Here is a 25,728-nt window from a genome sequence, read left to right on the forward strand (position 1 = left end):
CACGAAAAGCGTCCTAACATCACCACCGGAACTGCTCGATCACCTCCCGCTTTGGGATAGTAGACGGCCCGTCTAATCTGTAAATACTTATTTCTGAATCTCTGGCTCCTGTTGATGAAGCCCTGTGCATAATCACCCCCCAATGGCGCGCGGCGCCGTTGGGGGGTGGCGCGACGCCGAAATTGGGGAGGTGCTGAAGGCTCTCGTTCGAGCACGCGACCTTGACGGCCGCGGTTCACCGATCCTGGCCAGGCCGATCCCCAACCGTAGCTTCGTCAAGCTCGCCGTCTAGTGGATTACTGTCGGGTCGCCGGCCATCTGGCTGCGCGGTCCTGTTATTTCAAAGCTGACCTGGTCGCGGCCGTTCGACTTGGCCTTGTAGAGATGCCTGTCCGCCACCACGAACATTTCGGCATAGGTGGTGGGGCCGCTGAAGGCGATGCCGCCAATGCTTACCGAAAGCGGGCAAGGCCGCCCGCCCGGGGCAAACTCGGCTTCGCGGATTCGCCGCCGGATACCCTCGGCGACCAGCCATGACTGCGAGGAGTCGGCGCCGGGAAGGAAAACCGCGAATTCCTCGCCGCCAATTCGTCCGACGATGTCGGCACCGCGCAACTGCCCCTGGATCGTCTTGGCAATCAGCTTCAGCGCCTGATCGCCGCAATCGTGGCCCAGGCGATCGTTGATGGTCTTGAAATGGTCGGCGTCGACGATCAACAAGGCGCCGGCATTGACGACGGAATGGCTGCCCGCCTGGTCGAGATATGCCTCGACAAGCATGGAAAACGCGCCGCGGTTGAACACCGCAGTCAGGCTGTCGGTTGCCGCGACAATGCTCAGTTCCCTTTGAGCGATGGCCAGCTGGCGCATCTTGTGCATCAGGAAAAAGAAAAACGACCCCCCCAGCACCAGCGGCAGCAGCAGGTCGGTGAGCTTCGCCCAGCGCAATGCGTCAGGCGACAGAGACGGAAAATTGAAGGAGTCGACGAAGAAGGCGGCGGCAATGCAAACCGCCGTGCCGGCGATGGTTACAGCTATGACCCTGCCCCAGCTCGTTGGGGACAAATCGATCCGCATGCCGTTACTCCCGCTACGTCAGCCATTTTGCAGCGGCAAGGCAAACGAAATCCTAAGACCTTGCTTCCAACTCGAATGTGGTTAACCGCGCGTCAAAGGTACTGAAGCGCCTGCGCAGCCCCCATGTGCAGCAAAAAGCCCGCCACCTGAGTGGCGGGCTTTCCGACTGGCCGGAGGCCAGGAGTGTGCCGTCGAAGCCTCCCGGCTGGTTCGACACTTTTTGCCGGAGTTAACCGGCCCTGCAGTGCGGCGCGTCCGCTCTGGATGCGCCGGGCGCTGTAGCACCCTCATGCGTTAGCGGCGTGAGATCAGCAGGCAGAGCTGCCGCAGGTCACTATCATAGGTGCCTTCGCTGGCGAGCACGTCGACGCAGCGCTTCTTCATGTGTGCGATCTGGCTGTTCGACATGCTGGCGACGACGCCAGGGAGGCCAGGCGTGCCGGGCGTACCCGGGGTGCCAGGCGTGCCTGGAGTGCCGGGCGTTCCAACGCCGACTCCGACACCGACATTGACGCCATTGTTGGTACCAACGGATACGTTGGCAGTGGTGCCATTGTTGGTGCCAACGGTTACGTTTGCAGTGGTGCCATTTGTGCCGATAGATGCCGTGGCACCGCCACCGCCAATGGTGGCGTTCGCATCTGCGCCGCCAGCGCCGCCGATCGAAACGTTGGCACTGGTGCGGTTACCACCCAACGACACACTGGCATTGGCCCCGTTGGCGCCGCCCACATTCGCGCTGGCTCCGCCATTGCCGACGGAAGCGCCGCCGACGCCACCAAGGCCAATACTTTGGGCGTTTGCGGGCATGGCAAAAATAACGATAATCACGCCACTCGCAAGTGTTCTAGCGATTTTCTTGCCGATACTATGCATGACACTCTCCTTTGTGGTCCTTCTATTTGCTGCACTGCAACAGCCTGGAATCAGGCCCCGCCTCTTTGCTTGTGCATCTAAGGATACGTACGCGATCTCCTTTTAGTTTCTTAATTTTTTCTGTGATCAGAAATTTTAGTTTGTAACCATTTCATCTCTATTCTAAAAAACTATACAATTTTTCTTAAAGGTCTAAATTTTATCGAATCGGCCAACAAAATTTCAACCAAAGATTAAGTATAAGTTCACCCTAATTTAGCACGATGGCCGAACGGCACCTGTGGGCGGCCCGGAAGTGGTCAATGACCGAGTTCCAGGTCCGTGCAAAAATCCGGAATGTCGGCGCTGGACCGCACCGTTTGCGGCGCCTTAGTGAAGCGAAAAGTGGTCTTGGTCAGGCTAGCGAGGAGAGCGCCAATGCCGCCGATAGCTTTTCCCGCGGAAGGGGCCAGTCCAGGCCTTGTGAAAAGTTCTCGCTAGGGATGACAGCTGCGCAAGCACCCTTCGTCAGGCGTAGACGCGCCCTTCTTCGGTGCGCTGGAACAGCATCAGGTCGAGCGGCACCGAAGGCCGGCCCAGGATCGTCAGGATCGCGTGCGCCTGGCCACGATGATGGGTCTGGTGGTTGAAGACGTGAGCCAGCGCCGGCGCCAGCCGCTGCGAGACGGTGCGCATGTCGGAGACGGTCATGTAGGTGAAGCGGCCCGACAGCGCCTTGTCACTGAGGCCGCCGACCCAGTCGATGATACGCCTGTCTTCGGACTCCCGCGCCATCCGCAATACGGGCAAAGCGCGGTGCATGATGGCGTCGAGACTGGCCGGTGCGTCGCCTTCGCCAGTGAAGCGTTTCATCCAGATGCGATCGGCGGTGAGCAGATGATTGAGCGTGCCCATCATCGAGCCGGAGAAGGCGCCGACATTGCGGTTGAATTCATCGTCGTTGATTTCGCCGGCGGCATCGTAGATGCGGCCATTGGCCCATTGATTGTAGGCCGCAAACATCATGAAATGCTGTTTCATCTTTTCTACCCGCCTCGCATCGAATCCCGAGCCTACCTAAACCGCAGGGGCGACCCCGCCAATGACCATTCTGCTCTATGAGCTCGTTGGACGCGATGCCGCGCGTCCCTTCAGCCCGCATTGCTGGAAGGCGGCGATGGCGCTTGCCCACAAGGGGCTCGACATCTCCAGCGTGCCGACGCGCTTTCTCGAAGTGCCTGCCGTCGAAGGCGGCGTCTCGAAACTCGTTCCGGTGATCCGCGACGGCGATCATGTGGTCGCCGATTCCTTCGCCATCGCGCTCTATCTCGAGGAGGCCTATCCTGAGCGGCCGACGCTGTTTGGCGGCGACGGCGGCAAGGCTGCGGCGCGCTTCATCGAGCGCTGGTCGCAGCTGGCTATCCATCCCTTTGTCACCACGGCCGCGATCATGGATCTTCACGCCATGCAGGACGGGGCCAATGCCGCCTATTTCCGGCAGAATCGCGAGCAGCGCTTCGGCAAGCGGCTGGAAGAGGTGATGGCGGCCCGCGACGCCGGGCTTGGGGCTTTTCGCGCCTCGCTGGAGCCATTGCGCTCGATGCTTACGTATCAGCCGTTCATCGGCGGTCCATCACCGCTGTTTGCCGACTACATCGTCTTCGGCGCACTGCAGTGGGCACGCATCGCGACGCCCTATCGGTTGCTCGACGATGGCGACGTGGTGGCGCAGTGGTTCGAACGCTGCCTCGATTTGCACGGCGGCCTCGGCCGCAAGGTGGCGGCGGCAGCCTAGGACGGCACGTCTCCCGAAAAAAGGGAGCGGATCTCAGCGGTTTTTCGCCAATCGCCAACGAAATGCGACAATGTGGATGCACAAGCGTCGCTTCACACGCCTCACCGTTGCCCTGATCCGGGCAAAGAAGACGAAAAATCCCGTGACCGGGCAATCGAAACAAGGCAGCGCGACGCCATGACGTCAGGCCCGGAATTCCGCGACGATTTTCGCGCCGAACTCGTCAATCTCTTCCTGTGGCGCCGGGACGTCAGGCGATTCAGGCCGACGCCGCTGCCCGAAGGGGCGCTGGAGCGGCTGCTCGACCTTGCCAGCGTCGCGCCGTCCGTCGGACTTAGCCAGCCCTGGCGGTTTGTCGTGGTCGAGAGTGCCAATTGCCGTGACGCCGTCAAAGCGTGCTTTGAACGCTGCAATGCGGAAGCGCTGACATCGTTCTGCGGCGAGCGCGCCGCCCTCTATGCCCGGCTGAAGCTCGCCGGCTTGAACGAGGCGCCTTGTCAATTCGCGGTTTTCGCCGACCGCACGACGGAGCAAGGGCACGGACTTGGCCGCCTGACGATGCCGGCGACAATCGAATATTCGGCGGTGATGGCGGTCCACACGCTGTGGCTGGCGGCGCGCGCCGAGGGCATCGGCATGGGCTGGGTGTCGATCCTCGACCCAGTCGAGATGGCGACGATCCTCGACGCGCCGCCGCAATGGACGCTGATCGGCTATTTCTGCGTCGGCTATCCCTCGGAGGAGCACATCACGCCGACGCTGGAGCGCGAAGGCTGGGAGTTTCGGCGGCCCTCGATGGTGATAAGGCGGTAGAGCGGCCTGCATGGGTCGACAGGCCGGAGCGGGAACCCGGTCACTTCGAGCCATCGGGGTTGAGCAGGCGCACGCAGATCGGCTCGCCTTTTTCTATGCGGGCGCATTGCCAGTCCGGACTGAGGCCGAAATTCTGTCTTTGCCCCAACCCCGGATGGAAAACCAGAACAAGGACCACAATACCAAGAGCCACGGCAATCAGCAGGATGCCGGCGACGTCGCCGTGTTTCAGCCAGGGCCAGGGCATCGTGTCCGGCGCTTGCGCTGTCCGGTCTCTCCTCTCAGGCCGCCTTTTCGCCGGGCCGACGTTTCGACCCGCGTGCAACCGCTTCCATTTTCTCGCAAAGACCGGTGCTTGACCAGAACGCCCGCGCCCCTTGGCAATAGGCCGGGCGGCTTGTATAGAGCCCGCCACCCTCAATTCCATTCTCTTAAACAAGGACGACCCCATGGCGCTCGAACGCACCTTTTCCATGATCAAGCCGGACGCGACCCGGCGCAATCTCACCGGCGCCATCACCCAGATGCTGGAAGCGGCCGGCCTGCGCGTCATCGCCTCACGCCGGGTGTGGATGAGCCGCCGCGAAGCCGAAGGTTTTTATGCCGTTCACAAGGAGCGTCCGTTCTTCGGCGAGCTGGTGGAGTTCATGTCGTCGGCGCCGACCATCGTTCAGGTGCTGGAAGGCGAGAACGCCATTGCCCGCAACCGCGAAGTGATGGGCGCCACCAACCCGGCCAATGCCGCCGAAGGCACCATCCGCAAGGTGCACGCGCTGTCGATCGGCGAGAATTCGGTGCACGGCTCGGACGCGCCGGAGACCGCCGCCGAAGAGATCAAATACTGGTTCTCGGACACCGAGATCGTCGGCTGAGCAGAAATCACCCGCTCTGATCAAAAAGGCCGGCGTTTCGCCGGCCTTTTTTCGTTTGCAGATAGCCGGCAGGCTCCTCGATCGGTTAGACCTGCGCTAAGGTCAAGGTCCCGGCATTGCCGACAGTGGAGCCGAGCCGAGCATGACCAGCACCATTCCCGGCTTCTTCCAGGGCACAGAGATGCCAAACAGCGGCTGGTGGGAAGCGCTGTGGCCCGACCCGGCCGGCGTGCTCGCGGCAACGGGGATCAGGCCGGGCATGGTCGTAGTCGATCTCTGCTGTGGCGACGGTTGGTTCACGCTGCCGATCGCCAGGGTCGCCCGGCATGTCATAGCCATAGACATCGATCCCGATCTGCTCGAAGCCGCACGGCACCGGCTGACCGAAAGCGGCGTGGCGAATTGCGATTTTGTGGCGGGCGATGCCTGCGAGCTGGCCAAGCTGGTGTCTTCACCCGTCGACTTCGTCTTCATGGCCAACGCCTTTCATGGCGTTCCGGATCGGCCGCGGCTGGCAGGTACGGTGGGCGCGACGCTTGGCCCGGGCGGCCGCTTCGCCATAGTCAACTGGCACCAGCATCCGCGCGAGAACACCACAGTGCTGGGTGAGCCGCGCGGTCCTAAGACCGAGTTGAGACTGTCCCCGCGACAGACCATCGCGGCCGTCGAAACGGCTGGCCTCAAGTTTGCCGAACTGGTCGACGTGCCGCCTTATCACTACAGCGCAGTGTTCGAAAAAACGACAGTTTGAGTGTCTTCTGGGAACCGGCAGGCCGGCACCACCTGAAGATCAGCACATTCTAGCTCGCTGCGTTGAAGCGCAGGATATCGCGGCCGTCCTTGTCGACGATGGTAAGCTTGCCGGCGTCGACATGGTACGTGGCGGCCTTGGCGAGCGCCTCGAACAGCGCCTTTTCCTCGGCCATGATCTCCGGCGCACAGGCCTTGAAGGTCGAGCCGATGTCGCTGATGGCGATCGTAGAACCATCGACCTTGGCGGTGGCGAAGTAGACATTGCACGGGCCGCTGCCGCCAGCCTTGCCGGCCTCGCTGATCCGGAACGTCGCCTGCGGCTCGGCGATGACGCCGATGCCGTCAATATATTCAACCAGCCAGCTCTGCCCGATCAACGCGGCCGCCGTCGGCGTGTCGCGAGGCGCCACCATTTTCAGCACGATGGCCTGCGGCGCATCGCTCAGCGGGTCGACCTGATAGCTGACATCGGTGATGAACAGCAGCCTGTCATCGGCGGTGATGCGCGCCTGCAGCGCGTAGGTCATCTCAGGCCGGATCACGGCCGGGTCGAAGCTGATTTCGAACTTGATCGGCACCTGGCCGGCCGGCGCCACCTTGCGTTCGCCGATGATTGCGGCCGGCGCGTCGGCCAGCGACACATCGGCAAGCTGCACGGACAGCACGGCGTTGGGTGGCAGCGCGATGCGCTCGCGATACATCACCTCGCCCTTCAGGGTTTTCTCGGCAGCGACCGACAGATCGGGCACCGCAAGCACGCCGACGACCAGCGGCACGAAGCCGAAGATGAAGAATTCGGCGATCCTGTCCAGCATGACCTTGCTCCCTTTGCCAAGCGCGATTTGGCCAAGGGATTGCGGTCAATGCATGGCTGCGGCGCGATTTTATTCGGTCGGCTTCGCCTTCCAGCGGCGTGCCGCCGTGTTGTCGGTTTCCTTGGCGTCGACCCAGCCGCCTTCGGAACCGTCGGCACGATGTTCCTTCTTCCAGAACGGCGCCCGTGATTTCAGATAATCCATGAGGAAATTCGCCGCTTCGAATGCCGCCTGCCGGTGCGCCGAGGCGGCCACGACCAGCACGATGTTTTCGCCGGGCGCTATTTTGCCATGGCGATGGATGGCGGTGAGCCCCTGCAGCGGCCAGCGCTGTATCGCTTCTGCCGCGATGCGGGCGATTTCGGCCTCGGCCATGCCGGGATAATGCTCGAGTTCGAGTGCAGACAGCGCGCCCTGCTCGTCGCGGCAGAGGCCCGAAAAAGTCACCACGGCGCCGATATCGGCGCGACCGGCGGTCAGCCTGGCGATCTCGGCGGCGATATCGAAATCCTGCGCCTGGATGCGCACGACAGGCACCACCGGGGACGGCATGTCAGCCACCGGTCATCGGCGGGAACAGCGCGATCTCGCGCGCGCCCGATAGCTTTTCGCGGTGCTCGACATGTTCCTGGTTGATGGCGACACGGATCACATCGGGATATTGCAGCGCGTGCTCGTATTCCTCGCCGCGCGATTTCAGCCAGCGCAACAGGTCGGCGACCGTCTCGATGCCGGCGGGCAGTTCGACATCCTCTTCCGGCTTGCCGATCCGCTCGCGCACCCAGGCGAAATAGATGAGCTTCGTCATCTCACTCGTCCATGATGTGCTTGAGGCCGGCGCGGAAATAATCATAGCCGGTGTAGAGCGTGACCAGGGCAGCGATCCAAAGCAGCACCAGGCCGGTCTGCGTGGTCAGCGGAAAAATCTTGTCGCCGGCCGGCCCGGCCAGCAGGAAGGCGATGGCGACCATCTGGATCGCAGTCTTCCATTTTGCCAGCTGCGTCACCGGCACCGAAACCTTTAGTGCCGCCAGATATTCTCGCAGGCCCGAGACCAGGATTTCACGGCACAGGATGATGATCGCCGCCCACAGCGACCAGCCGGCGATGCCGGCATGGCGGTCGGTGTCGGCCGCCAGCAGCAGCAGGCAGGTGGCGACCAGCAGTTTGTCGGCGATTGGATCGAGCATCTTGCCGATGTTGGATGTCTGCTGCCAGGCGCGCGCCAGATAGCCGTCGAGATAATCGGTGATCGACGCCAGCAGGAAAATGATCAGCGCCGACCAGCGGGCGAAGTCGCTCGATTTCAGGTGCCCTTCGAGAAAAAAGCACAGGACCACCAGCGGCACCGCGATAATGCGGGCGTAGGTGAGCATGTTGGGCAGGTTGAACGCGCGCTTGGCCATGTGCGGGGGGACTCTTTCTTCCTGCGTACTCAAATCAGAAGCGAATGTGGGGGGTCAACTGGCGAGTGTCGATGGACCAAGCGAAAATAGCCGACAATCCTTGTTTTCATGCATGTCGTTGTCCCAAACCGCTTCACACTTTGAGCGACATGCATCAACTCTCGTGAAAATGATTGTAGACCAGTTTGGCCACCTGCTCGGAAATGCCGTCAACCACCATCAGATCCTCCATCGCGGCGCGGCTGACCGCCTTGGCGGTGCCGAAATGCATCAGCAGCGCGCGCTTGCGGCCGGGACCGATGCCGCTGATCTCGTCGAGCGGGCTCTTGACCATCTCCTTTTTGCGCCGCGCACGGTGCGAGCCGATGGCAAAGCGGTGGACCTCGTCGCGCAGCCGCTGGACGAAATACAGCACCGGATCACGCACGGGCAGCGAGAACGAGTCCCTGCCCCTGACGAAGAAGCGCTCGCGGCCGGCATCGCGGTCCTGGCCCTTGGCGATGCCGATTGCCACGACGCGGTCCTCGATGCCGAGATCGGCGAGGATTTTGCGCACCGCCGACATCTGGCCCTGGCCGCCATCGATCAGGATGACGTCGGGCCAGGCCGGGAAACTGCCGGAAATGTCGTCTTCAATGTCATCTGCCGTGGCTTCCGCAGCCGCATCGCCCACCGGGACATCGCCATGTTCCTTCAGCAGTCGCGAAAAACGCCGCTCCATCACTTCGCGCATCATGCCGAAATCGTCGCCCGGGGTGATCTCGGTCGAGCGGATGTTGAATTTCCGGTACTGGTTCTTCACGAAACCTTCCGGCCCGGCGACAACCATGGCGCCGACCGCATTGGTGCCCATGATGTGTGAGTTGTCGTAGACCTCGATGCGCACCGGCGGCTTTGCCAGGCCGAAAGTCTCGGCGAAACCGGCGAGCAGCCGCCCTTGCGTCGAGGTTTCGGCCAACCGGCGACCGAGCGCCTCACGGGCGTTCTGCAGCGCGTTGTCGGTCAAATCCTTCTTCTCGCCACGCTGCGGCACCGAGATCGCCACCTTGCGGCCGGCGCGGGTGGAGAGAGCCTCGGCGAGCAATTCCTGGTCCTCTACGCCATGCGACAACAGGATGGCGCGCGGCGTCGGCTTGTCGTCATAGAACTGGGCCAGGAACGAGCCCAGCACCTCCGCCGCCTCCAGTGCCGGATCGGCCTTGGGGAAATAGGCGCGGTTGCCCCAGTTCTGGCCGGTGCGGAAGAAGAACACCTGGATGCAGACCTGGCCGCCTTCCTGGTGGATGGCAAAGACGTCGGCCTCGTCGACGGTCGCCGGGTTGATGCCCTGGTGGCTCTGCACATGCGAGAGGGCCGCCAGCCGGTCGCGATAGATGGCGGCGCGCTCGAAATCGAGGCTTTCCGAGGCCAGCTGCATGGCGGATGAGATTTCCGTCTTCACCTTCTGGCTGCGGCCCGACAGAAAATCCTTGGCCTCGCCGACCAGCTCGGCATAGTCGGTATGCGAGATCTCGCCGGTGCATGGGCCGGCGCAGCGCTTGATCTGATAGAGCAGGCACGGCCGAGTACGGTTCTCGTAGAAGGAGTTGGTGCAGCTCCTCAAGAGGAAGGCGCGCTGCAACGAATTGATGGTGCGGCCAACGGCGCCGGCCGAGGCGAAGGGGCCGAAATAGTCGCCTTTGCGCGAGCGCGCGCCGCGATGCTTGTAAATGCCCGGCGACACATGATCGCCGGTCAGCAGGATATAGGGGAACGACTTGTCGTCCCGCATCAGCACATTGAATCTTGGCCGCAAGCGCTTGATAAGATTGGCTTCGAGCAGCAGCGCTTCGATCTCGGTGCGGGTAACGACGAACTCCATCGTCGAGGTCTCGCGCACCATGCGGCCGATGCGGCTGGTGTGGAACCGGCCTTGCGCGTAGCTGGTCACCCGCTTCTTCAGGCTGCGCGCCTTGCCGACATAGAGCACGTCGCCGGCGGCGTTCATCATACGGTAGACGCCGGGTGCGTTGGGCAGCCGCTTGACCAGCGTCTGGATGACCTCGGCGCCGACCATGCCGTCGGCGTCACCGGCATGCGGCGTCCAGTCGATGGCCGTGAAGGCGACGTCCGGGCCGGCCGGCGTGACGATCTCTTCTACCGCCTCGTCCTCGATGTCGATTTCGGGAGGCAGGTCGTCGGCGCCGCCGCGCGTCTTGTGTTTCTGCTCTACAGGACTCATTCCGTCATGCCTGTCACATCCGGCGTCTGCCATGCAAGATGCTGGCCGCCATCGAGGGCAATCATCTGGCCGGTAACCGAGCGCGCCGCCCAGAAATAGCGGATGGTGGCGCCGAATTCCGACAGGTCCGGTGCACGCTTCAGGATCAGGCCGTCGACCTGCGCGGCAAAATCGTCGTCGTCCTGGCGGGTGTTCTTCAAGGTCGGGCCGGGACCAATGGCGTTGACGCGGATGCGCGGACCCAGCGCCTGCGCCATCATCTGCGTCGCCGTCCACAGCGTCGACTTCGACAGCGCGTAGGAGAAATAGCGCGGGGTTGGCCGCCAGACACGCTGGTCGATGATGTTGACGATCAGCCCCTCCTTCCCCTCCGGCAGGGCGCGGGCGAAGGCCTGCGCCAGCAGCGCCGGTGCCTTGATATGGACGGCGAAGTGGCGATCCCAGGCCTGCCAGTCGAAATCCTGGACACTGTCGTCGACGAACAGCGAGGCGTTGTTGACCAGAAGCGTCACGGGGCCGAGCGCTGCCTCGGCGCGGCCGACCAGATCGCCGACGGCGTCCATGTCGGTGAGGTCGGCCGCAAGTGCCGCGGCGCGGCCACCGGCATCCCTGATCAGGGCAGCCAGCGCTTCCGCCTCGGCCAGCGAATTGTTGGCGTGGATGGCGACGGCAAAACCATGCGCGGCAAGATCTTCGACGATCGCCTTGCCGATCCGCTTGGCGCCGCCCGTTACCAGTGCGGTCCCGGCCGCTTCATTCATCTGTCAATCCTCAAATTGCGGCCTCGATTCCGGTCTGCCGGCAAATATGGCCCGCCAGGGGGTTAAATGCCGTTTCCACCTGGGGCGGGATTGTGGCGAACGGCCCTATCGGCTCTCCGAGCCTGCCAAGACTCGGGGTGGGCCGAACCGCAATATAGGGCGCTGGACTCCTTGCACCAAGCCGTGTGCAGCGCAGCATGACAAGCTTGCTGACATCTCGCTGTTGCGAAGATGCAACGTCAAGGTTCAGCCTCATTCGCGCCGGGGAATGACCCAAGTTCAGGTTCGCTTCAGCCGCATTTTGACACGACATTTGGAACTGTTGAACGCCAGATCCGTTTCACCCCCCGGATGGGTCGATGGCGCTCATGACAAACAAGCCTGTGTCCTGTGGCTTAAGGAGTAAAGAACAATGCAAGCCAATCTTAAATTTGCGCGACCTCTTGCGGTGGCGCTCGGGCTCTTCGCCCTCAGTGGAACTGCCTACGCCGCGGACGTCGTCTCGGAAGAGCCGCCGGCACCCGCCCCGATCGCCGAGCTCCCCGTCGCGTCCTGGGCTGGTCCCTATGCCGGTCTCAACGTTGGCTATGGCTTTAGCGGCCATACCAAGGAAAGGGATTTCGACGTGGACGTCGGCACCAAGGGTTTCGTCGGCAGTGTCTTCGGCGGCTACCAGTGGCAGCAGGAGAACTTCGTCTACGGCGCTGAAGCCGAACTCGGCTACAACGGCGTCAAAGGCGATGAAGCCGGTGTGAATTCCAAGGCCGGCTTCGATGGTTCGCTGCGTGCCCGCCTCGGCTACGCCGTGACCCCGGAAATCCTGCTCTATGGTACCGGCGGTCTCGCCGGCAGGAGCCTGAAGGTAGAAGATACGGTGCTTGGCACCAGCGATAGCGCTACCATGCTTGGCTGGACCGCCGGTGTCGGCACCGACATCAAGATCACCGACAATGTGTTCGGCCGTGTCGAGTATCGCTACACTGACTATGGCGACAAGGACTTCGGCGGCGGCATCGGTAACGTCAAGGCCACCGACAACCGCGTCACCTTCGGCGTCGGTATGAAGTTCTAAGTCGTTCAAGCCACGACACGAAAAAGCCGGGCCTCGTGCCCGGCTTTTTTATGGGCGGTTTCCCGGAATGGGAGCTGTCACCAACTCATCCGGATCACAAGCTGTGTGGGTGACCCGACGGCTGTTGCTGGAAACCGTCATGGGTGGGGATCGACGGCAGCTGGTCGAGCCACTTCGCCCGCGAGCGCATGACGACCTGCGCGCCCGGCCGGTAGTCACCCGGATCGGTCATCGTGGCAGCGTGAACATGAACCTCGGTGGGCCATCTGTCTGAGCGGAAATAGAGCCTTGAGCCGCAGGACGGGCAGAACCCGCGAAATGTGTTGGGGCTGCTCTCGTAATGCACAATGTCGCCGGTCCAGCTCAGCTGCTCCGGCCTCAGCCCCAGGAAGGCCGTGAAGGGAGCGGACGTGGCGCGCTGGCAATCGGTGCAGTGACAGACCAGGTTGCGTGTGACTTGCCCGGAATATGTCCAGGCGACTGCCCGACACATGCAATGCCCTACTAGAAATGCCATTGCTACCTCCTTGCCGGCTGCGCCCCGGAGCCGGGCTGCAACAACCGACCGGCGCAGGATAGCCAGCGCGATCGGCTCAGGCTTGTCGCTTTGCGACCTTGGTGGGTTTCGATTTCGGCGGCAGCGTCTTGACGAAGGCCAGCGCGAGATCAAGCCAGCCGGCGAGATCGGCGTCGGTCGCCGTGCCTTCCGGCGCGATATGGACATAGCCTTCCATTGCCCGCCCGCCCATCTCCATCGGACGTGCGTGCGGACGCGCGGCGGCCGTCTCATGCGCTGCCTTGCCGACACGCACCAGCAGTCCGCGCTTCGAGGTGCCGATCAGCATGTTGCCGTTCAGCATGAAGCAGGTACCGCCGAACATCCTCTGTTCGGTGAAGGCGCGCTGACCAAGTGCGGCACGCAGGCGCTCGATCATGGGGTCTGCTGTGCTGGCTGATTTCTGCATCTTCGCCACCTGTGCGCGATTTGCGTAGCGTCAGGCAAGCACGGAAGCAGGCGGAGGTTCAACAAGGAAGTGAGGGTGTAGCCAGCGGCAGCCCCTTCTCCCCTTGCTCGAGAAGGAGGAGTGACTACGCTGGTACCGCCGGCTTCAGCTCCGGAAACTTCTCGTCGAAGCGCGCCGCCCAGCGCGTCAGCCGGCCGCGGCCCTTTTCCCATTTTCCGGCAAAGCGTAGCGACAGATAGCCAAGGCAGGCGCGCAGCGCCATCTGGCCGGCGGTGATCTTCTTCGGCAGTTTCGGCGGATTGGCGTTGAGCAGATCAAGTGCCGCGGTGATCTTCGACCACTGCTTGTCCAGCCACGGCTGGTAGACCATGTCTTCCGGCCGCACACGCCGTTCATAGACCATCGACAGCGCGCAGTCGCAGATGCCATCGGCCAGCGCCTCCAGCACCTCCGCCTCGAGGCGCTTGTCGGCATTGCGCGGAAACAGCGCGCCCTTCGACACACGGTTGAGATGCTGGGTGATGGCACGGCTGTCGTGGATCGAGCGGCCGTCGTCGAGCACCAGCACCGGGATTTTGCCAAGCGGATTGGCGGCCATCAATTCGGCTGGCTTGTCCTCGGTCCTCAGCGGCACCAGATCGATGGCGATGCCGGCATAGGCTGCCGCCATGCGCACCTTGGAACTGTAGGGAGAGGATGACGCGTAGAGCAGCTTGGGCATGGTCGGGTTTCCTGTTTGCCGGTGCGCCAGTGTTGACCGATCAAGCACAGCCGAGCAATGGCCAGAAGCGAAAAACCCAGCCGCCAGAAGCGGCGACGGTGATGCCGGCCCGCAGCGAGAGAATAATTTCAAATCCTTGAAAACAAAAAAACCCCACCGGACTTCGCCTGACGGCGAAGTCCTGGGAGCTGCGAAAAGATATCCTCCGTCCGCCTCTGTTCTCGCCTTCCGAATACCAAGCCACTGAGCGAGCGGAGCGCCCGTCCGGCACCCGCCCTCACCTGTCCTGGCACCGTCCCCCGGCGAGGGAGGAAACGTTACTTCTTGCCGGCCTTCGCTGGCGCTGCCTTCTTGGCCGCAGGTGCTGCTTTCTTCACCGGCGCCGAAGACTTCGCTGCCGCTGCCTTCATTGCCGGTGCAGCCTTCGCAGCCGGCTTCTTGGCAGGTGCTGCTTTCTTCGCGGCTGGTTTCGCCGCAGCCTTTGCAGCCGGCTTCTTGGCGGGTGCCGCCTTGGCAGCCGGTTTCTTGGCAGGCGCTGCCTTCTTCACTGCGGGTTTCGCCGCAGCCTTTGCAGCCGGCTTCTTGGCCGGTGCTGCTTTTGCCTTGGCCGCCGCGGCCTTCGGCTTGGCAGCGGGTGCTGCTTTCTTCACTGCAGTCGCAGCCTTGGCCGCCACTGCTTTTGCGGGTGCTTTCTTTGCCGGTGCCTTGGACGCCGGCGCTTTGGATAACTGCTTAGCCATGCGATGCCCCTTTAGTTGTGCCGATGGCCGTTAATGACCCGGCGCGCAATGCATATCTGACTCGCGGCTTGCTAGCCAGCGAAGCAATGCACTGTTTTTGCAGTTTAGATTTTAGAGATTAACTGGAAGCAAAGATCGCGATCCGCTCAAAGACCCACCGCCAATCTTGCGCCCTCGAGCGCGAGCTTTGCGCTGCAATTCAACGCCCTCTATCGCGCGCTCTCTGCTCGTGATGTGCAGAATTTCTGCGGCAGCGAAATCCATTTTGAATCTGCCCGCAAGATGCGCCCGCATGAATGCGCTCGCAATGCATCCGGGAGTGCAGGTTTGATCTTTGGAAAGAAGTCGATCGCGACAAAGGCAGATAACTCTGCTATGCAGAGTCATCTGCGCAAGATGCAAAGGGTGTCAATGTCGATGACTCGGGAGCAAGTGGCGCCAGCCGCCAAAAGCCGGACACCGCGGGCACGCGATGCGGGCTGCGCCGTTCCAGTCCTCCAGAACCGTGCCGCGGCAGCCGCCTTCGCGCGAGCCCGCCGATGAGCGCGGACGAGATCATCCACCAAAGCACGCGGCTCAGGATCATGGCGACACTGAACAGCCTCGACCGAAGGGATGCGCTGGAATTCACCCGGCTGAAGGCCATTGTCGATGCCACCGACGGCAATCTCGGAGCCCATCTCGATACGCTCGCCAGGGCCGGTTATGTCGATGTCGAAAAGCTGTTTGTCGGACGCCGGCCGCAGACCCGCATCAAGGCGACAACGAGCGGACGGCGCGCCTTCCGCGGTCACGTCGCCTTTCTTCGCAAGATAGTCGATCAGGTCGAGCCGGCGCAGCGCCGAAAATAGCGCGGCGATCGATTAGAGCCTGGCTGGCGTTTCTAGCGCAGGACGCGGCAGCGGCCGTTATAGACCATCCAGCGATCGAATCCGGAAACGCAGAATTCGACATTGTCGCCGATCGAGGCAAAGCCCTGGCCTTCCTCGATCAGGTACCAGATGGTGCGAGCGCGACCGTCGGAGAGGCTGACGGTGGCGCCGCAATAGCGGCGGCCGATCGGCCAGGTGTCGTTGGCCGGCAGATAACGATGCTGGTGGATGCGGCGGAAATCGGTGATCGCGACATCGGGCAGATGCGGCACGTGATGCACCTGATAGGAGAAGCGGTTGGTGATCTTGTTCAGCACCCAGGCCTGGCCGCAGACACTGCCATCATCGTCGGAATAGACACCAAGGTCAGCCGCCTGCACCGCCTGGGTGAGGCCAAGCGAGGTACCGAGCGGCGTGCAAAAGGCGATCAGTGCGACAAGACAGGATTTGGCGAAGCGAGTCATGGCAGCCTCTTATGGTCGATTGCGCGCACTGTGCGGATTCGCTCACCCGCGGTCAAGCGGTTGCACTGACGATGGTTTCCAGTTCGCAATTGCTTTTGGTAAATCCGGCCTGAGGCATGGAACCGGAAGCGCATTGGCGCGTTGATATCCAGATCCGAGACCCCAAAGACTTGGGTCGTTAAAGAGCCCGCCTTCCCGACCCCTCAGGAAAGCGGGCTTTTTCGCGCCTGCCGTCACTTCAAGGCACTGGCCTTGTTTTTGCGGCGCAGGATTTCGGTCTGCGACGACTGCATCACGCAAACCTCTTCGATGAAGCCGAGCAGCAGCTGCATCTCGGCCGCCGAGTACCTTGCCAGCAGGGCGGCCCCCGCCTCGAAGATCGGGTGGTACGCCCGCTTGACCAGCTCTTCAGTCTTCTTGCCCGCGGCTACCATCACCTTGCGCCGGTCGTCAGGGTCCGGCTGGCGACGAACGAAGCCACGCTTTTCCAGCCGGTCGATCAGGGACGTGACCGCCGCCGGCGTAAGGTTTGTTTCCCTGGCGATCGCGCTTGCAGGCTGCGGGCCGCGACTGATCGCGCCGAGACAGCGGTGCTCGGCAGCGCTCAGCATATAGATTTCCGCGACCGTCCCATCGAACGTCTCAACGGCATCCTGCCAACGCGAAATCGCGAACCCTATCGCATTGACCAGTTCGCTTTTGCTCATTCTTGGCATTTAGTTCGAAAATCTTATTATCAGAATATTTGCCTATCTGATTTTGGAATGATCGTCAACGCCGTTGAATAGGCATCGCTACGCGACAGGCCTATGTCCTTGAGCTGTTCGTCGGTCATTTCGAGCAAGGCGAGCCGGCTTCTGCGCCTCACCATCTGACGGTTGATCCAGCTCGCCACCGCTATGGCTGGCGCCGAGAAGAATTTCCAGATTGTCAGCAGGTTTGAGGGACGAGCCGCCGCCCGGCATTGCGCCGTCGCGACATGATCCGCGCGCATCGGTCAGCCCTCACCAAGGCTGGTTGCCGAAACCGGTGCGTCGGCATCCAGTTTGCAATCGCAGGCCGCAAAAATTTTCTCGGTCATGCTGTCCATCTCCGTGGCGTTCGGTTCGATGGACACAGAGGAGCACTTGCGAAGGGCACCCGGCTGTCAAATTCTTTAGCGACTTTGCTTCGCTGCCGCGGGCTCGCCAGCTGTGAAAGCGGTCAGCACATGAGCACCAGCGGTCGAGCGGCTACTCGCCGGCCAGCCACTCCAGCGACCAATGCGCCGGCTTTTCCACGACAAGCAATTTGTGCAAGGCCGGCAGCACGGTTCGCAGTTCGCCTTCCAGTGTGAATGGCGGGTTGACCACCAGCATGCCGCTGCCGTCGAGGCTGGGCTCTCGCGACGCCGGCCTGATCTCGAATTCGATGTCGAGCAGCTTCGGGATGCCGGATTGCTTCAGCGCCTTCCTGAAGGCGATGACCGCCTTGCGGTCCTTGATCGGATACCACAGCGCATAGATGCCGCCCGGCCAGCGCTTGTGCGCTCTATGCAGCCCGTCGACGAGGCGCTCGAACTCGCCCTCCTCCTCGAACGGTGGATCGATGAGCACAAGGCCGCGCTTTTCCTTTGGCGGCAGATGCGCGCCGAGCGCCAGCCAGCCGTCGAGCTCGATCACGCGGGTCTGGAAATCGCCGGCGAACAGCGTCTTCAGCCTGGCGACGTCCTTGGGGTGCAGCTCGATCGCCGACAGCCGGTCCTGCTTGCGCATGAGGTGGCGCGCGATCAGCGGCGAGCCGGGATATTTCTCGACGCCGCCCTCGGGATTGAGCGAACGCACCGCATCGAGATAAGGCGCCAGCAGGGCCGCTGCCGGGCCGCCGGCCGCGGCATCGATCAGTCTTCCGATGCCACCCTGCCACTCGCCGGTCTTCTGCGCTTCGACCGACGACAAATCGTAGCGGCCGATGCCGGCATGGGTGTCGATGACGCGAAACGCCTTGTCCTTCTGCTTGAGATAGTCGAGCAGCCGCACCAGCACGACATGCTTGACGACATCGGCAAAATTTCCGGCGTGATAGGCGTGGCGGTAATTCAATTGGCGCCCCTGCCCCAGCGCGGCGGTGGCGGCTGCGAATTCGGATTTTCCGGCCGGCCGCTACCGCCACCACGAAAGCGCCTGGCCAGCAGCAGCCCGATCAGGCCGGCAGCCATCAGCGAAAAACCGACCGGCCGGGCTCTGTTGTCGATCGCGCCGGCGCCCGAGCGCAGCACGAGATCCACCGCCCGCATCTCGATGCCGTCGGCATCGCCCGGGCCGACGGTGAAAAGATACGGGCCAGGGCTGACGGGAGCGATCACGCCGGCCTCGTCGCGAAAAATCTTGTCGGGCAATTGCGGGCTCGCCTGGCGCGGATTGTCGGCATGGTTGAACTGCAACGTCGAGGCCAGCACCGTCTTGCCACCTGTCGCGGCGGTCAGCGTCAGCACGGTGCGCTGCTGCGACACAATGCGCTCGGCTTTTGCGGTGAGATCGACCAGCACGCGCACCGGCGCGTCGCGCGCGCCCAGCGGCACCGTCACCGGCTTGAAGCGGCCCTGCTCGTAAACCCGCCAGGTGCCGATCTCATGGCCGGAGAAATTGCTCATCGCCCAGGGATAGACGATGCCGATGCCGGCGCCGGCAAGCAGGATCAGGACAAACAGAAAGCGCATTGAGGATCACCCGAGTGTTCGACCAGCTTGCCAATAGCGCTCTAAGGATCAAAAGGCGATGGCCTGCTCGGCAGGCCTCGTCTTTCCAAAACAAAGATAATCGCCAGATCGATGTTTGCGCGGATTCCGCCAAATCGAGTTGCCCGCCGCCCGACTGCTTCGGCGCCACGGCTGCGTCACAACGATCATGAATTTCTACCTATGCGCTCAAAAGCCATCGCTAAATTAAAAACATCTACATAAATGGATGGGAGCCGGGACCGTTCCGCGATTTTGATTGTCGAGAGGCATATTGTGCCCGAGGTAAATTTAAGCCCCAAAGTCTACAAGAAGAATGATGGCACATATTTCGATCCGAAATTTCTTCGATACGGACATTCATGCATAGAATGCCAGTAATTATTTCTATCTTAACTGCAATTAACCACATAACCCCTGCCAATGACGAATCCGTACTGTTAAATCCGCATATTATCTTAGAATCTTACATGGACAACCTGAATATATGTCAGGCAATAAAGAGCACGAACGCGCCTGCTCCAATCGGCGGGGCGAATCTAAACCCCTACATTGGGAATGCTGCGAACATTTTTACCTCGAGCCGCCTCGGGCGCCGATCGCATCGTTTTCCAAGAATTTATGGACGAAACGCGGCGCTAGGATATTTTGATATTTTACAAATCGGAACAACCTCAAATATATGATGTGACATACAAGGTCGGTATAGGCCTTTGGCTGACTCGTTCCGCTCCGAATTCGAAAATACTTCGTCGTATCTTCGGTCACGGCCATCGAAAAACCCCATACATATTCTTATTTTCTACTGGCATATTGCCAATTGTGCGTTTAATGCTCGAGCGGCGGCGGCAGACGCTACCGACCTCATGATTAACCACTCCCAAACGATTACGGTTAAGGATTCGCTAATTTAGTTGACTATGCTCTCCACAGGTATATTTTTGATGCGTTGGGATGTGCAATTTGGGCGAGCAATGGGCGATGGCGGTACCAGACGCGTAACCGTGATTTCGGGGCGTATCGAATGCTGAACGGCAGCCAATAGCCGCATAGCGTCGCGCAGCGAACTCAGAAAGCAATCAACAGACATCAGGAGTGACGATTCCGCAGAGGCGGAAGGTTGGTGACGTCCGCAAGGACGTGGCCGGGCAACGCTATGGCCCGGTCTGGGCGGAGCGTGCGCAGTGCGTAAGGGCGAAGGGGTGGGCATATGGGTAGAAATGTCAACGTTCTAAAACTCGAGTCTAGGAACAGCCGAAGGCGCGGCAACATCAATCGGGGCCGCGCCCTTGTTGCCGGCGGGGCAGGATTTCTGGGTTCGCATCTGTGCGAACGTCTCTTGTTGGATGGATACGAGGTTGTCGCGCTGGACAATTTCCACACCGGCAAAAGATACAATCTCAATGCCCTCCTGCGTGATCCGCGATTTAGCTGCATCGAGCACGACATTGTCGATGCACTGCCTTTGGATCTTCAGGTCGATGAAATCTACAATCTCGCCTGCCCGGCCTCCCCGCCGCATTACCAGGCAGATCCGATCCATACGTTCAAGACAAGCGTGCTTGGCTCGCTGAACCTGCTGGAACTCGCGCGGCGGAACAATGCCAAGATATTTCAGGCTTCGACGTCCGAGGTCTATGGCGACCCCCTGGTGCATCCGCAGCCGGAGGGCTACTTCGGCAACGTCAACCCGCATGGTCCGCGATCCTGCTATGACGAGGGCAAGCGTTCGGCCGAGACGCTGTTCTTCGACTATTCGCGAATGTTCGGCCTCGATATCCGCGTCGCTCGGATTTTCAACACCTATGGCCGCCGCATGCAGCCGGACGACGGCCGCGTCGTGTCGAACTTCATCGTCCAGGCTTTGCACGGTGACGACCTGACCGTCTACGGCAGCGGCCAGCAGACACGTTCATTCTGCTACGCGGACGACCTGATCGAAGGCTTCATCCGGCTGATGAATGCACCAAGCGCACCGCAGCACCCGGTCAATCTCGGCAACCCTGCCGAATTCACCATTCTGGAGCTGGCGACACTGGTGATCGAATACACCAACTCGCGGTCGAAGATCGTGCATCGGCCGCTGCCCGTGGACGATCCCAAACAGCGCAAGCCGGACATCTCCTTTGCCAGGGACAATCTCGGTTGGGAGCCAAAAATCAGCCTGAGCGAGGGGCTCGCGCATACTACGGCGTATTTTGACGCCCTGCTCTACGCGCGCCGGCCCGTCAAAGAGGCTGCGATGTAAATGAACCGCCCGGCAATCCTGGTGACGGGTGGGGCCGGTTACATTGGCAGCCACACCTGCAAGCTGTTGTCGGCTGCCGGCTACCTGCCCGTCGTTTTCGACAATCTGAGCCGCGGCAACGAGAAATCCGTTGCCTGGGGGCCGCTTGTCGTCGGCGACATCCGGGACCGGAAGGCGCTGCAGCAGGCGATCAGGACGCATCAGCCGAAAGCGATAATCCACTTTGCGGCGCTGGCCTATGTCGGCGAGTCTGTTCATGAGCCCGCGGAATACTATTCGACCAATGTGTCGGGTACCATCGCGGTGCTTGACGCGGCGCGCGCGAGCTCGATCGAAAACATCATCTTTTCCAGCAGCTGCGCGACATACGGTGTGCCCGAAACACTGCCCATTCGCGAGACCTCGGCGCAAAATCCCATCAGCCCCTATGGGCGGACCAAGCTGATGGGCGAGCAGATGATCAGGGACTATGCCTGCGCCTACGGAATGAAATATGCGATCCTGCGCTATTTCAACGCCTGTGGCGCCGATCCCGACGGCGAGCTCGGTGAGTGGCACTCGCCTGAAACGCACCTGATCCCGCGCGTGCTCATGGCCGCGTCCGGCATGATCGACGAGATCGAGGTTTTCGGCACGGACTATGACACGTCTGATGGAACCTGCGTGCGCGACTACATCCATGTCAGCGATCTGGCGAGCGCGCATCTGAGGGCGCTCATGCATCTGGAGTTGGATGGCGAAAACCTGGCGATCAATCTCGGCACCGGCCGTGGGGTGTCCATCAAGGAGATTCTCCAGGCGGTCACCCGGGTGACATCAAAATCAGTCCCGGCCGTCTTCAGGCCCCGGCGCCCGGGAGACCCGGCAGAACTCTACGCCGACCCGGCCAATGCACTCAAACATCTCGGCTTTGCACCGGAATTTTCCGACATCGATACGATCGTCAGGACAGCCGCCCCATTCTTCGGATTGGCGACCACCGCGTCCACAATGCCGATGCCGACGGCGACGCGCCGCCGGCCAACTGCGCCAGGCATGTCAAATGCATCGGAAAGCAATACCAGCTCGCAAGGCTGGTAGTCGTCCCTGTTTGTAGTGTGCCGGGGACGTGGGCTCGCTGAGGTGGGTGGGGCTTCTCAGCGAGCCTTTGCATCAATTTTTGGAATCGATCAGGCTACGGATCCTTTCGAACTCCACGCCCTTCGTATCGCCTGCCTCGAATTTGCGTTGCTCGTCGGAAGGGTCTTCCGCGGCGTGCCTGAAACTGTACCAGGCGCCGTCCGGATCCTTGCGCTGCTCGAGTATCCCACCCTGGATGCGGTGGCTGAAGCAGGTGCGAATCGGCGCTGCGGCGTAGGTCTTGGACCGCCAGACGAGATCCATGCACATCTTGCCATCGTTGGTCAGATGCCATCTGCCTTCGCCGACCGAAGCCGTCTCCTGTACGGAGGTCCAGGCCCGGACCGGTCGATCCTTCTGTCCGAAATAGGCCGCTCCGTCATTCCATATCCATGTGCGGTCGGCATAAAGAAGCTGAAGCTCGAAAGCCGTCGGGACGGTAACGGCATCCGCAGGTGCGCTGTCTTTGGCGGCAGCTGCGTGCGCGGCTCCGCAAAGCGCCATCTGGCACCAAATGGCCAGGAGGGGCGCAAGCGAGACAGGCCTGGCAAATCGATGGCGCCTCGCCCGGCTCGCTGATTCAGATGGCAATCCGGTCCGGGTCGTCATGCTGAGCGATCGCATTTCGATGTTCGTTTTCCCAAGCGGGCGTCGACCAGCCAAGCATACCGCAAGAACGGGCCCGGTCCGTCCTGCGCTGACAAGTGTTCGGGATTGGCGCCACACCACAGCCGTCAGTATTTCACATGCTATTGACTGCCGCGCGAAGATGTCAACCAGAGAGCCGACAGTGTCTGTCGCGACGCTCACCAGCTGTAAATCCGGGCTGTAAATCAGGGACGACGATGTGCTCGACGCACCGTCGGTGGGGTCCAATGCCGTGCCGCTGGAAATGGGGAAATGAAGCGACCCGCCCAGGCACGCGGCGCTCACACACATCCCTCGACGAAGGGGCCGCTAACCCATAGCGAGCCGTTGCTGTACATGGCGGTCCCATTGTCGTCGGTGTAGCCATGAGACTGCTCGTCGACACGCAGCCTGGCGTTTGGCACCAGCTGACCGTTGACCTTGACGCTCTTGATGAACAGGTTGCGATCACCTGGCTTGCCCTCTCCGCCCCACAGGTCGTTGACATAGCGAAGCTCGATCGTCTTCGGATTCGGCACGCTGCTGAGATCGATGTGGAACGGCTGGGCTTCGGTCGACGCCTGCATAAGCTCCGCCACGGCGGCTTCGGGCGTCGATGCGGCGCTTTCCTTGCCCGGGACGTCGATCTCGGCGACGGTCTTTCCGTCGACCAGGACGTCGAACCGAGGCGCGCCCTGAAGATTAATGCCGGCAGCGTCGACCTCCAGACTGGTGAGGGTGCAGCGTCCTGTGTCTTTCGCTGCGGCGGCCACCAGGTCTGCCACGCGCTGTCTCTGCGATTGCACCCATCCGGCGATGGGCTGCAGCAGCGCGTCTCGGTCGCCGGCATCGACCTTGAAGAGGTTGGTTCGTTCACCGGAATCGGCCTTGAGGTCATATTCCTCGACCTTGCCGGTGGTAGCGTTGAAGATGATTTTTCGATCGTTCTCGCGATAGCCGAACAGGAAACCGGCCCAGGGATTGAAGAAGAAGGTCTTGTTTGGCCGTTGTTCGCTGAACAGGCTGCGCCCCTGCCATTGCTTCGGCAGCGGAAGCCCGAGTATGTCGAAAATCGTCGGGGCGATATCGATAATGCCGCCGACCGGGTGCGCCACCTCGTCATGAAAGAGATGCTTGTTGATCATGATGAGCGGGATGTGGATGTTTTCCTCGTAGATCGCGCTGGCATGGATGTAGTCGCCATGCTCCCCGAACGCCTCGCCATGATCGCCCAATATGACCACGAGCGTCGAATCGAGCTTGCCGGACTGCTTGAGCGATTCCAGGATCTCGCCAAGCGCCGCATCGCCGACCTTCAGCGCGTTGAGATAGGCATTGAATTTCTGGTCATCCGAGTAGTGGACCAGCGTGTTGCCATCGGAGGAAGGCGCCATCTTCGAAAACATCGGGCTGTCGGTGATGTAGGGATAGTGGGTCATCGCCGTGAACATGATGCCGAAGAAGGGTTTTTCCGCGTCCTTGTCCATCCAGTCGATGATCGACTGCGCCGTGCAAAGATCGCTGTTGTAGTCCATGTTCTTCCACTGCTCGGAGCTGAGCTTGAAAGTCGGGGTGCCACATTTCTGGCCCCGGTAGTCCTGGATCACATCCAGTCCCTTGTTGAGCAGAAACTCGTCGACCCGCTGAAATCGCGAATCCGCGCTCCAGAAAAACCCTGTGCGGAAATTGTCCTTCGACAGGGTGTTCGAGATCGAGTCCAGAGGCAGATATGGATACCTGGTGGTCATGCCATAGTATGAAATGTCGTTATACATCGATGTGAGCAGAGAAAATACCGAGTAATGCGTGGAAGGAGCGTGCGCGTATATGTTGTCGAATCGTATGGAATCGCTTGCATAGCGCTTGATGTTTGGTGTGATCGGATACTTGCCGCCAAACGTCTCGATGTATTTGGATGGCACCGACTCCATCATGAAAACCAGCACGTTCTTGATCGGGTTTGGCGTCGGCGCCTTGAAGCTCGACGTTTCCGGCGGACGCTCGCCGACGCTCGCGACATCCGGGTCATTGGTGCTGGCATTCATGGTCAGCACGACCGGCGTCGGGCTGAGCAAGGCCGATTCAACAAAATACAGGATCGGATTGTCGATCTTGGCCGCCGGCAGCGCCTCCGCACGCACGTGGTATCCGGTACCGACGAACGCCGCGCCGACACCCAGAACGAGCACGCCCAGCAACGCCCTGTAACCAGTGGCGCTCAGCCGCCGGCACAGACTGGCCGCGGCATGGCCAAGGATGAACACCAGAATGACAGACCCGGAAAGGGTCGCGAAGTCCCGGATGTTGAGCGCGTCGCCCATCGCATTCCTGGCATCGGCATTCTGCAGGAAATCGCCATAGACCAGCCACTGGAACGTGAACGGTTCGCCCAGCATCTTGACGAGATTGATGTTGGCAAATCCCCAGGCCAGCGAAATCAGGATGGTGAGATGGAAAAGGAAGACGACGATGGCGGAACCGATGCGGTTGGCCTTTGCCAGGAACAGCAGCATCAGAGCCATCACGGTCAGGAACGCAACGACAATCAGGTCGTAGTAGCTTGATGCCAATCCCTTGGGGATGGCCCTCAAAATGCCTGGAAACGTCGTCTGCGGATCAACGATAGCGCTGCGGTAGACACCCAGAAGCAGCCATGACAACAGTCCCGTGCAAATGATCCGCAGGCTCATGCGGCCGAAGCGCATGTCCTGCGACAAAGCGATACTCGTCTTCGATTCCGTCAGGCCGCCCTCAGGTCGGCCAGCCGACCCCATACTGCCGCCGATGTTCATACAACTACCTGCCGCCAGTTTGCG

Annotated in this window: 29 protein-coding genes; 8 read left to right on the forward strand and 21 right to left on the reverse strand. The window is 61.3% G+C overall.

All coding sequences use genetic code 11. The annotated features are described in order from the left end of the window. Positions 1 to 288: 288 nt before the first annotated feature. The 3 genes from AC1DXU_RS09500 to AC1DXU_RS09510 form a co-directional block, all read right to left on the reverse strand. Positions 289 to 1,077 carry a GGDEF domain-containing protein gene (locus AC1DXU_RS09500; RefSeq protein ID WP_477367411.1) on the reverse strand — a complete coding sequence of 263 codons (789 nt, stop codon included), beginning with the start codon at positions 1,075 to 1,077 and terminating at the stop codon, positions 289 to 291. A gap of 294 nt (positions 1,078 to 1,371) precedes the next feature. Further along, positions 1,372 to 1,953, reverse strand: a complete 582-nt coding sequence (locus AC1DXU_RS09505) for a hypothetical protein (RefSeq protein ID WP_477367413.1) — start codon at positions 1,951 to 1,953, stop codon at positions 1,372 to 1,374. A 507-nt stretch (positions 1,954 to 2,460) separates the two neighbouring features. Further along, positions 2,461 to 2,973, reverse strand: coding sequence for a DinB family protein (locus AC1DXU_RS09510; protein ID WP_477367415.1), 513 nt, complete (start codon positions 2,971 to 2,973; stop codon positions 2,461 to 2,463). Between the two features lie 61 nt (positions 2,974 to 3,034). Here AC1DXU_RS09510 and AC1DXU_RS09515 point away from each other — a divergent pair, with 61 nt between their 5' ends. Next, positions 3,035 to 3,727, forward strand: coding sequence for a glutathione S-transferase family protein (locus AC1DXU_RS09515; protein ID WP_477367418.1), 693 nt, complete (start codon positions 3,035 to 3,037; stop codon positions 3,725 to 3,727). 177 nt (positions 3,728 to 3,904) lie between these two features. Next, the gene (gene bluB, locus AC1DXU_RS09520) at positions 3,905 to 4,540 is read left to right on the forward strand and encodes a 5,6-dimethylbenzimidazole synthase (RefSeq protein WP_477319374.1); all 636 of its coding nucleotides are present in this window, start codon (positions 3,905 to 3,907) and stop codon (positions 4,538 to 4,540) included. A gap of 40 nt (positions 4,541 to 4,580) precedes the next feature. Here the strand turns inward: bluB and AC1DXU_RS09525 are convergent, their stop codons facing one another. Next, positions 4,581 to 4,787: a hypothetical protein gene (locus AC1DXU_RS09525; RefSeq protein ID WP_477367421.1), complete on the reverse strand. Its 207-nt coding sequence runs from the start codon at positions 4,785 to 4,787 to the stop codon at positions 4,581 to 4,583. A gap of 202 nt (positions 4,788 to 4,989) precedes the next feature. On the opposite strand from AC1DXU_RS09525, the gene ndk reads away from it, so the two are divergent. Together ndk and AC1DXU_RS09535 are read left to right on the forward strand one after the other, a co-directional pair. Then, entirely contained in the window at positions 4,990 to 5,412 is a 423-nt protein-coding gene (gene ndk, locus AC1DXU_RS09530; protein ID WP_477319378.1) for a nucleoside-diphosphate kinase, read from the forward strand. Between the two features lie 142 nt (positions 5,413 to 5,554). Continuing rightward, positions 5,555 to 6,163, forward strand: a complete 609-nt coding sequence (locus AC1DXU_RS09535; protein WP_477367423.1) for a class I SAM-dependent methyltransferase — start codon at positions 5,555 to 5,557, stop codon at positions 6,161 to 6,163. Between the two features lie 49 nt (positions 6,164 to 6,212). Here the strand turns inward: AC1DXU_RS09535 and AC1DXU_RS09540 are convergent, their stop codons facing one another. The 6 genes from AC1DXU_RS09540 to AC1DXU_RS09565 form a co-directional block, all read right to left on the reverse strand. Further along, positions 6,213 to 6,980 (reverse strand): YbaY family lipoprotein, encoded by a 768-nt coding sequence (locus tag AC1DXU_RS09540; protein ID WP_477367426.1) that lies wholly within the window; start codon positions 6,978 to 6,980, stop codon positions 6,213 to 6,215. A 69-nt stretch (positions 6,981 to 7,049) separates the two neighbouring features. Next, positions 7,050 to 7,532, reverse strand: coding sequence for a molybdenum cofactor biosynthesis protein MoaE (locus tag AC1DXU_RS09545; RefSeq protein WP_477367429.1), 483 nt, complete (start codon positions 7,530 to 7,532; stop codon positions 7,050 to 7,052). A 1-nt stretch (position 7,533) separates the two neighbouring features. Beyond that, positions 7,534 to 7,788 carry a molybdopterin converting factor subunit 1 gene (moaD, locus tag AC1DXU_RS09550; RefSeq protein ID WP_477367431.1) on the reverse strand — a complete coding sequence of 85 codons (255 nt, stop codon included), beginning with the start codon at positions 7,786 to 7,788 and terminating at the stop codon, positions 7,534 to 7,536. Position 7,789: 1 nt separating this feature from the next. After that, positions 7,790 to 8,386 carry a CDP-diacylglycerol--glycerol-3-phosphate 3-phosphatidyltransferase gene (pgsA, locus tag AC1DXU_RS09555; protein WP_091577231.1) on the reverse strand — a complete coding sequence of 199 codons (597 nt, stop codon included), beginning with the start codon at positions 8,384 to 8,386 and terminating at the stop codon, positions 7,790 to 7,792. A 154-nt stretch (positions 8,387 to 8,540) separates the two neighbouring features. Continuing rightward, complete coding sequence (gene uvrC, locus AC1DXU_RS09560) at positions 8,541 to 10,607, reverse strand: excinuclease ABC subunit UvrC (RefSeq protein ID WP_477367434.1); 2,067 nt, start codon at positions 10,605 to 10,607, stop codon at positions 8,541 to 8,543. Further along, entirely contained in the window at positions 10,604 to 11,368 is a 765-nt protein-coding gene (locus tag AC1DXU_RS09565) for an SDR family oxidoreductase (protein ID WP_477319388.1), read from the reverse strand. The genes uvrC and AC1DXU_RS09565 overlap by 4 nt, the downstream gene beginning before the upstream one ends. A 412-nt stretch (positions 11,369 to 11,780) precedes the next feature. Between AC1DXU_RS09565 and AC1DXU_RS09570 the strand changes: the two genes are divergently transcribed. Beyond that, positions 11,781 to 12,440 (forward strand): outer membrane protein, encoded by a 660-nt coding sequence (locus AC1DXU_RS09570; RefSeq protein WP_477319390.1) that lies wholly within the window; start codon positions 11,781 to 11,783, stop codon positions 12,438 to 12,440. Between the two features lie 94 nt (positions 12,441 to 12,534). Here AC1DXU_RS09570 and AC1DXU_RS09575 read toward each other — a convergent pair whose 3' ends face one another. The 4 genes from AC1DXU_RS09575 to AC1DXU_RS09590 all read right to left on the reverse strand — a co-directional run bounded on the left by AC1DXU_RS09575 (position 12,535) and on the right by AC1DXU_RS09590 (position 14,866). Continuing rightward, complete coding sequence (locus AC1DXU_RS09575) at positions 12,535 to 12,957, reverse strand: GFA family protein (protein WP_477367437.1); 423 nt, start codon at positions 12,955 to 12,957, stop codon at positions 12,535 to 12,537. Between the two features lie 76 nt (positions 12,958 to 13,033). Then, positions 13,034 to 13,375: a TfoX/Sxy family protein gene (locus AC1DXU_RS09580; RefSeq protein ID WP_477367439.1), complete on the reverse strand. Its 342-nt coding sequence runs from the start codon at positions 13,373 to 13,375 to the stop codon at positions 13,034 to 13,036. A 154-nt stretch (positions 13,376 to 13,529) separates the two neighbouring features. Further along, positions 13,530 to 14,126: a glutathione S-transferase family protein gene (locus tag AC1DXU_RS09585; protein ID WP_477367442.1), complete on the reverse strand. Its 597-nt coding sequence runs from the start codon at positions 14,124 to 14,126 to the stop codon at positions 13,530 to 13,532. Between the two features lie 317 nt (positions 14,127 to 14,443). After that, positions 14,444 to 14,866, reverse strand: a complete 423-nt coding sequence (locus AC1DXU_RS09590; RefSeq protein WP_477319397.1) for a hypothetical protein — start codon at positions 14,864 to 14,866, stop codon at positions 14,444 to 14,446. 539 nt (positions 14,867 to 15,405) lie between these two features. Between AC1DXU_RS09590 and AC1DXU_RS09595 the strand changes: the two genes are divergently transcribed. Next, positions 15,406 to 15,717 carry a transcriptional regulator gene (locus AC1DXU_RS09595; protein WP_477367445.1) on the forward strand — a complete coding sequence of 104 codons (312 nt, stop codon included), beginning with the start codon at positions 15,406 to 15,408 and terminating at the stop codon, positions 15,715 to 15,717. A gap of 32 nt (positions 15,718 to 15,749) precedes the next feature. Here the strand turns inward: AC1DXU_RS09595 and AC1DXU_RS09600 are convergent, their stop codons facing one another. The 5 genes from AC1DXU_RS09600 to AC1DXU_RS09620 all read right to left on the reverse strand — a co-directional run bounded on the left by AC1DXU_RS09600 (position 15,750) and on the right by AC1DXU_RS09620 (position 18,900). Next, entirely contained in the window at positions 15,750 to 16,202 is a 453-nt protein-coding gene (locus AC1DXU_RS09600; RefSeq protein WP_477367448.1) for a hypothetical protein, read from the reverse strand. A gap of 233 nt (positions 16,203 to 16,435) precedes the next feature. Next, entirely contained in the window at positions 16,436 to 16,909 is a 474-nt protein-coding gene (locus tag AC1DXU_RS09605) for a MarR family transcriptional regulator (protein ID WP_477367451.1), read from the reverse strand. Between the two features lie 29 nt (positions 16,910 to 16,938). Further along, on the reverse strand, positions 16,939 to 17,196 hold the full coding sequence (locus AC1DXU_RS09610; RefSeq protein WP_477367454.1) for a DUF1127 domain-containing protein: 258 nt from the start codon (positions 17,194 to 17,196) through the stop codon (positions 16,939 to 16,941). A 238-nt stretch (positions 17,197 to 17,434) separates the two neighbouring features. Then, positions 17,435 to 18,283, reverse strand: a complete 849-nt coding sequence (locus AC1DXU_RS09615) for a 23S rRNA (adenine(2030)-N(6))-methyltransferase RlmJ (protein WP_477367457.1) — start codon at positions 18,281 to 18,283, stop codon at positions 17,435 to 17,437. After that, a complete protein-coding gene (locus tag AC1DXU_RS09620; protein WP_477367460.1) occupies positions 18,280 to 18,900 on the reverse strand; it encodes a hypothetical protein in 621 nt (206 codons plus the stop codon). Before AC1DXU_RS09620 ends, AC1DXU_RS09615 begins: the two co-directional genes overlap by 4 nt. 1,228 nt (positions 18,901 to 20,128) lie before the next feature. On the opposite strand from AC1DXU_RS09620, the gene AC1DXU_RS09625 reads away from it, so the two are divergent. Both AC1DXU_RS09625 and galE read left to right on the forward strand, forming a co-directional pair. Further along, on the forward strand, positions 20,129 to 21,166 hold the full coding sequence (locus AC1DXU_RS09625; protein ID WP_477367463.1) for a UDP-glucuronic acid decarboxylase family protein: 1,038 nt from the start codon (positions 20,129 to 20,131) through the stop codon (positions 21,164 to 21,166). Further along, positions 21,167 to 22,246: a UDP-glucose 4-epimerase GalE gene (gene galE, locus AC1DXU_RS09630; protein WP_477367466.1), complete on the forward strand. Its 1,080-nt coding sequence runs from the start codon at positions 21,167 to 21,169 to the stop codon at positions 22,244 to 22,246. Between the two features lie 72 nt (positions 22,247 to 22,318). Here the strand turns inward: galE and AC1DXU_RS09635 are convergent, their stop codons facing one another. Both AC1DXU_RS09635 and AC1DXU_RS09640 read right to left on the reverse strand, forming a co-directional pair. Further along, positions 22,319 to 22,894: a DUF995 domain-containing protein gene (locus AC1DXU_RS09635; RefSeq protein ID WP_477367469.1), complete on the reverse strand. Its 576-nt coding sequence runs from the start codon at positions 22,892 to 22,894 to the stop codon at positions 22,319 to 22,321. A 320-nt stretch (positions 22,895 to 23,214) separates the two neighbouring features. Continuing rightward, the gene (locus AC1DXU_RS09640; RefSeq protein ID WP_477367472.1) at positions 23,215 to 25,704 is read right to left on the reverse strand and encodes a sulfatase-like hydrolase/transferase; all 2,490 of its coding nucleotides are present in this window, start codon (positions 25,702 to 25,704) and stop codon (positions 23,215 to 23,217) included. Positions 25,705 to 25,728: the final 24 nt, after the last annotated feature.

This window comes from Mesorhizobium sp. P3_A10 (genome assembly GCF_056403175.1).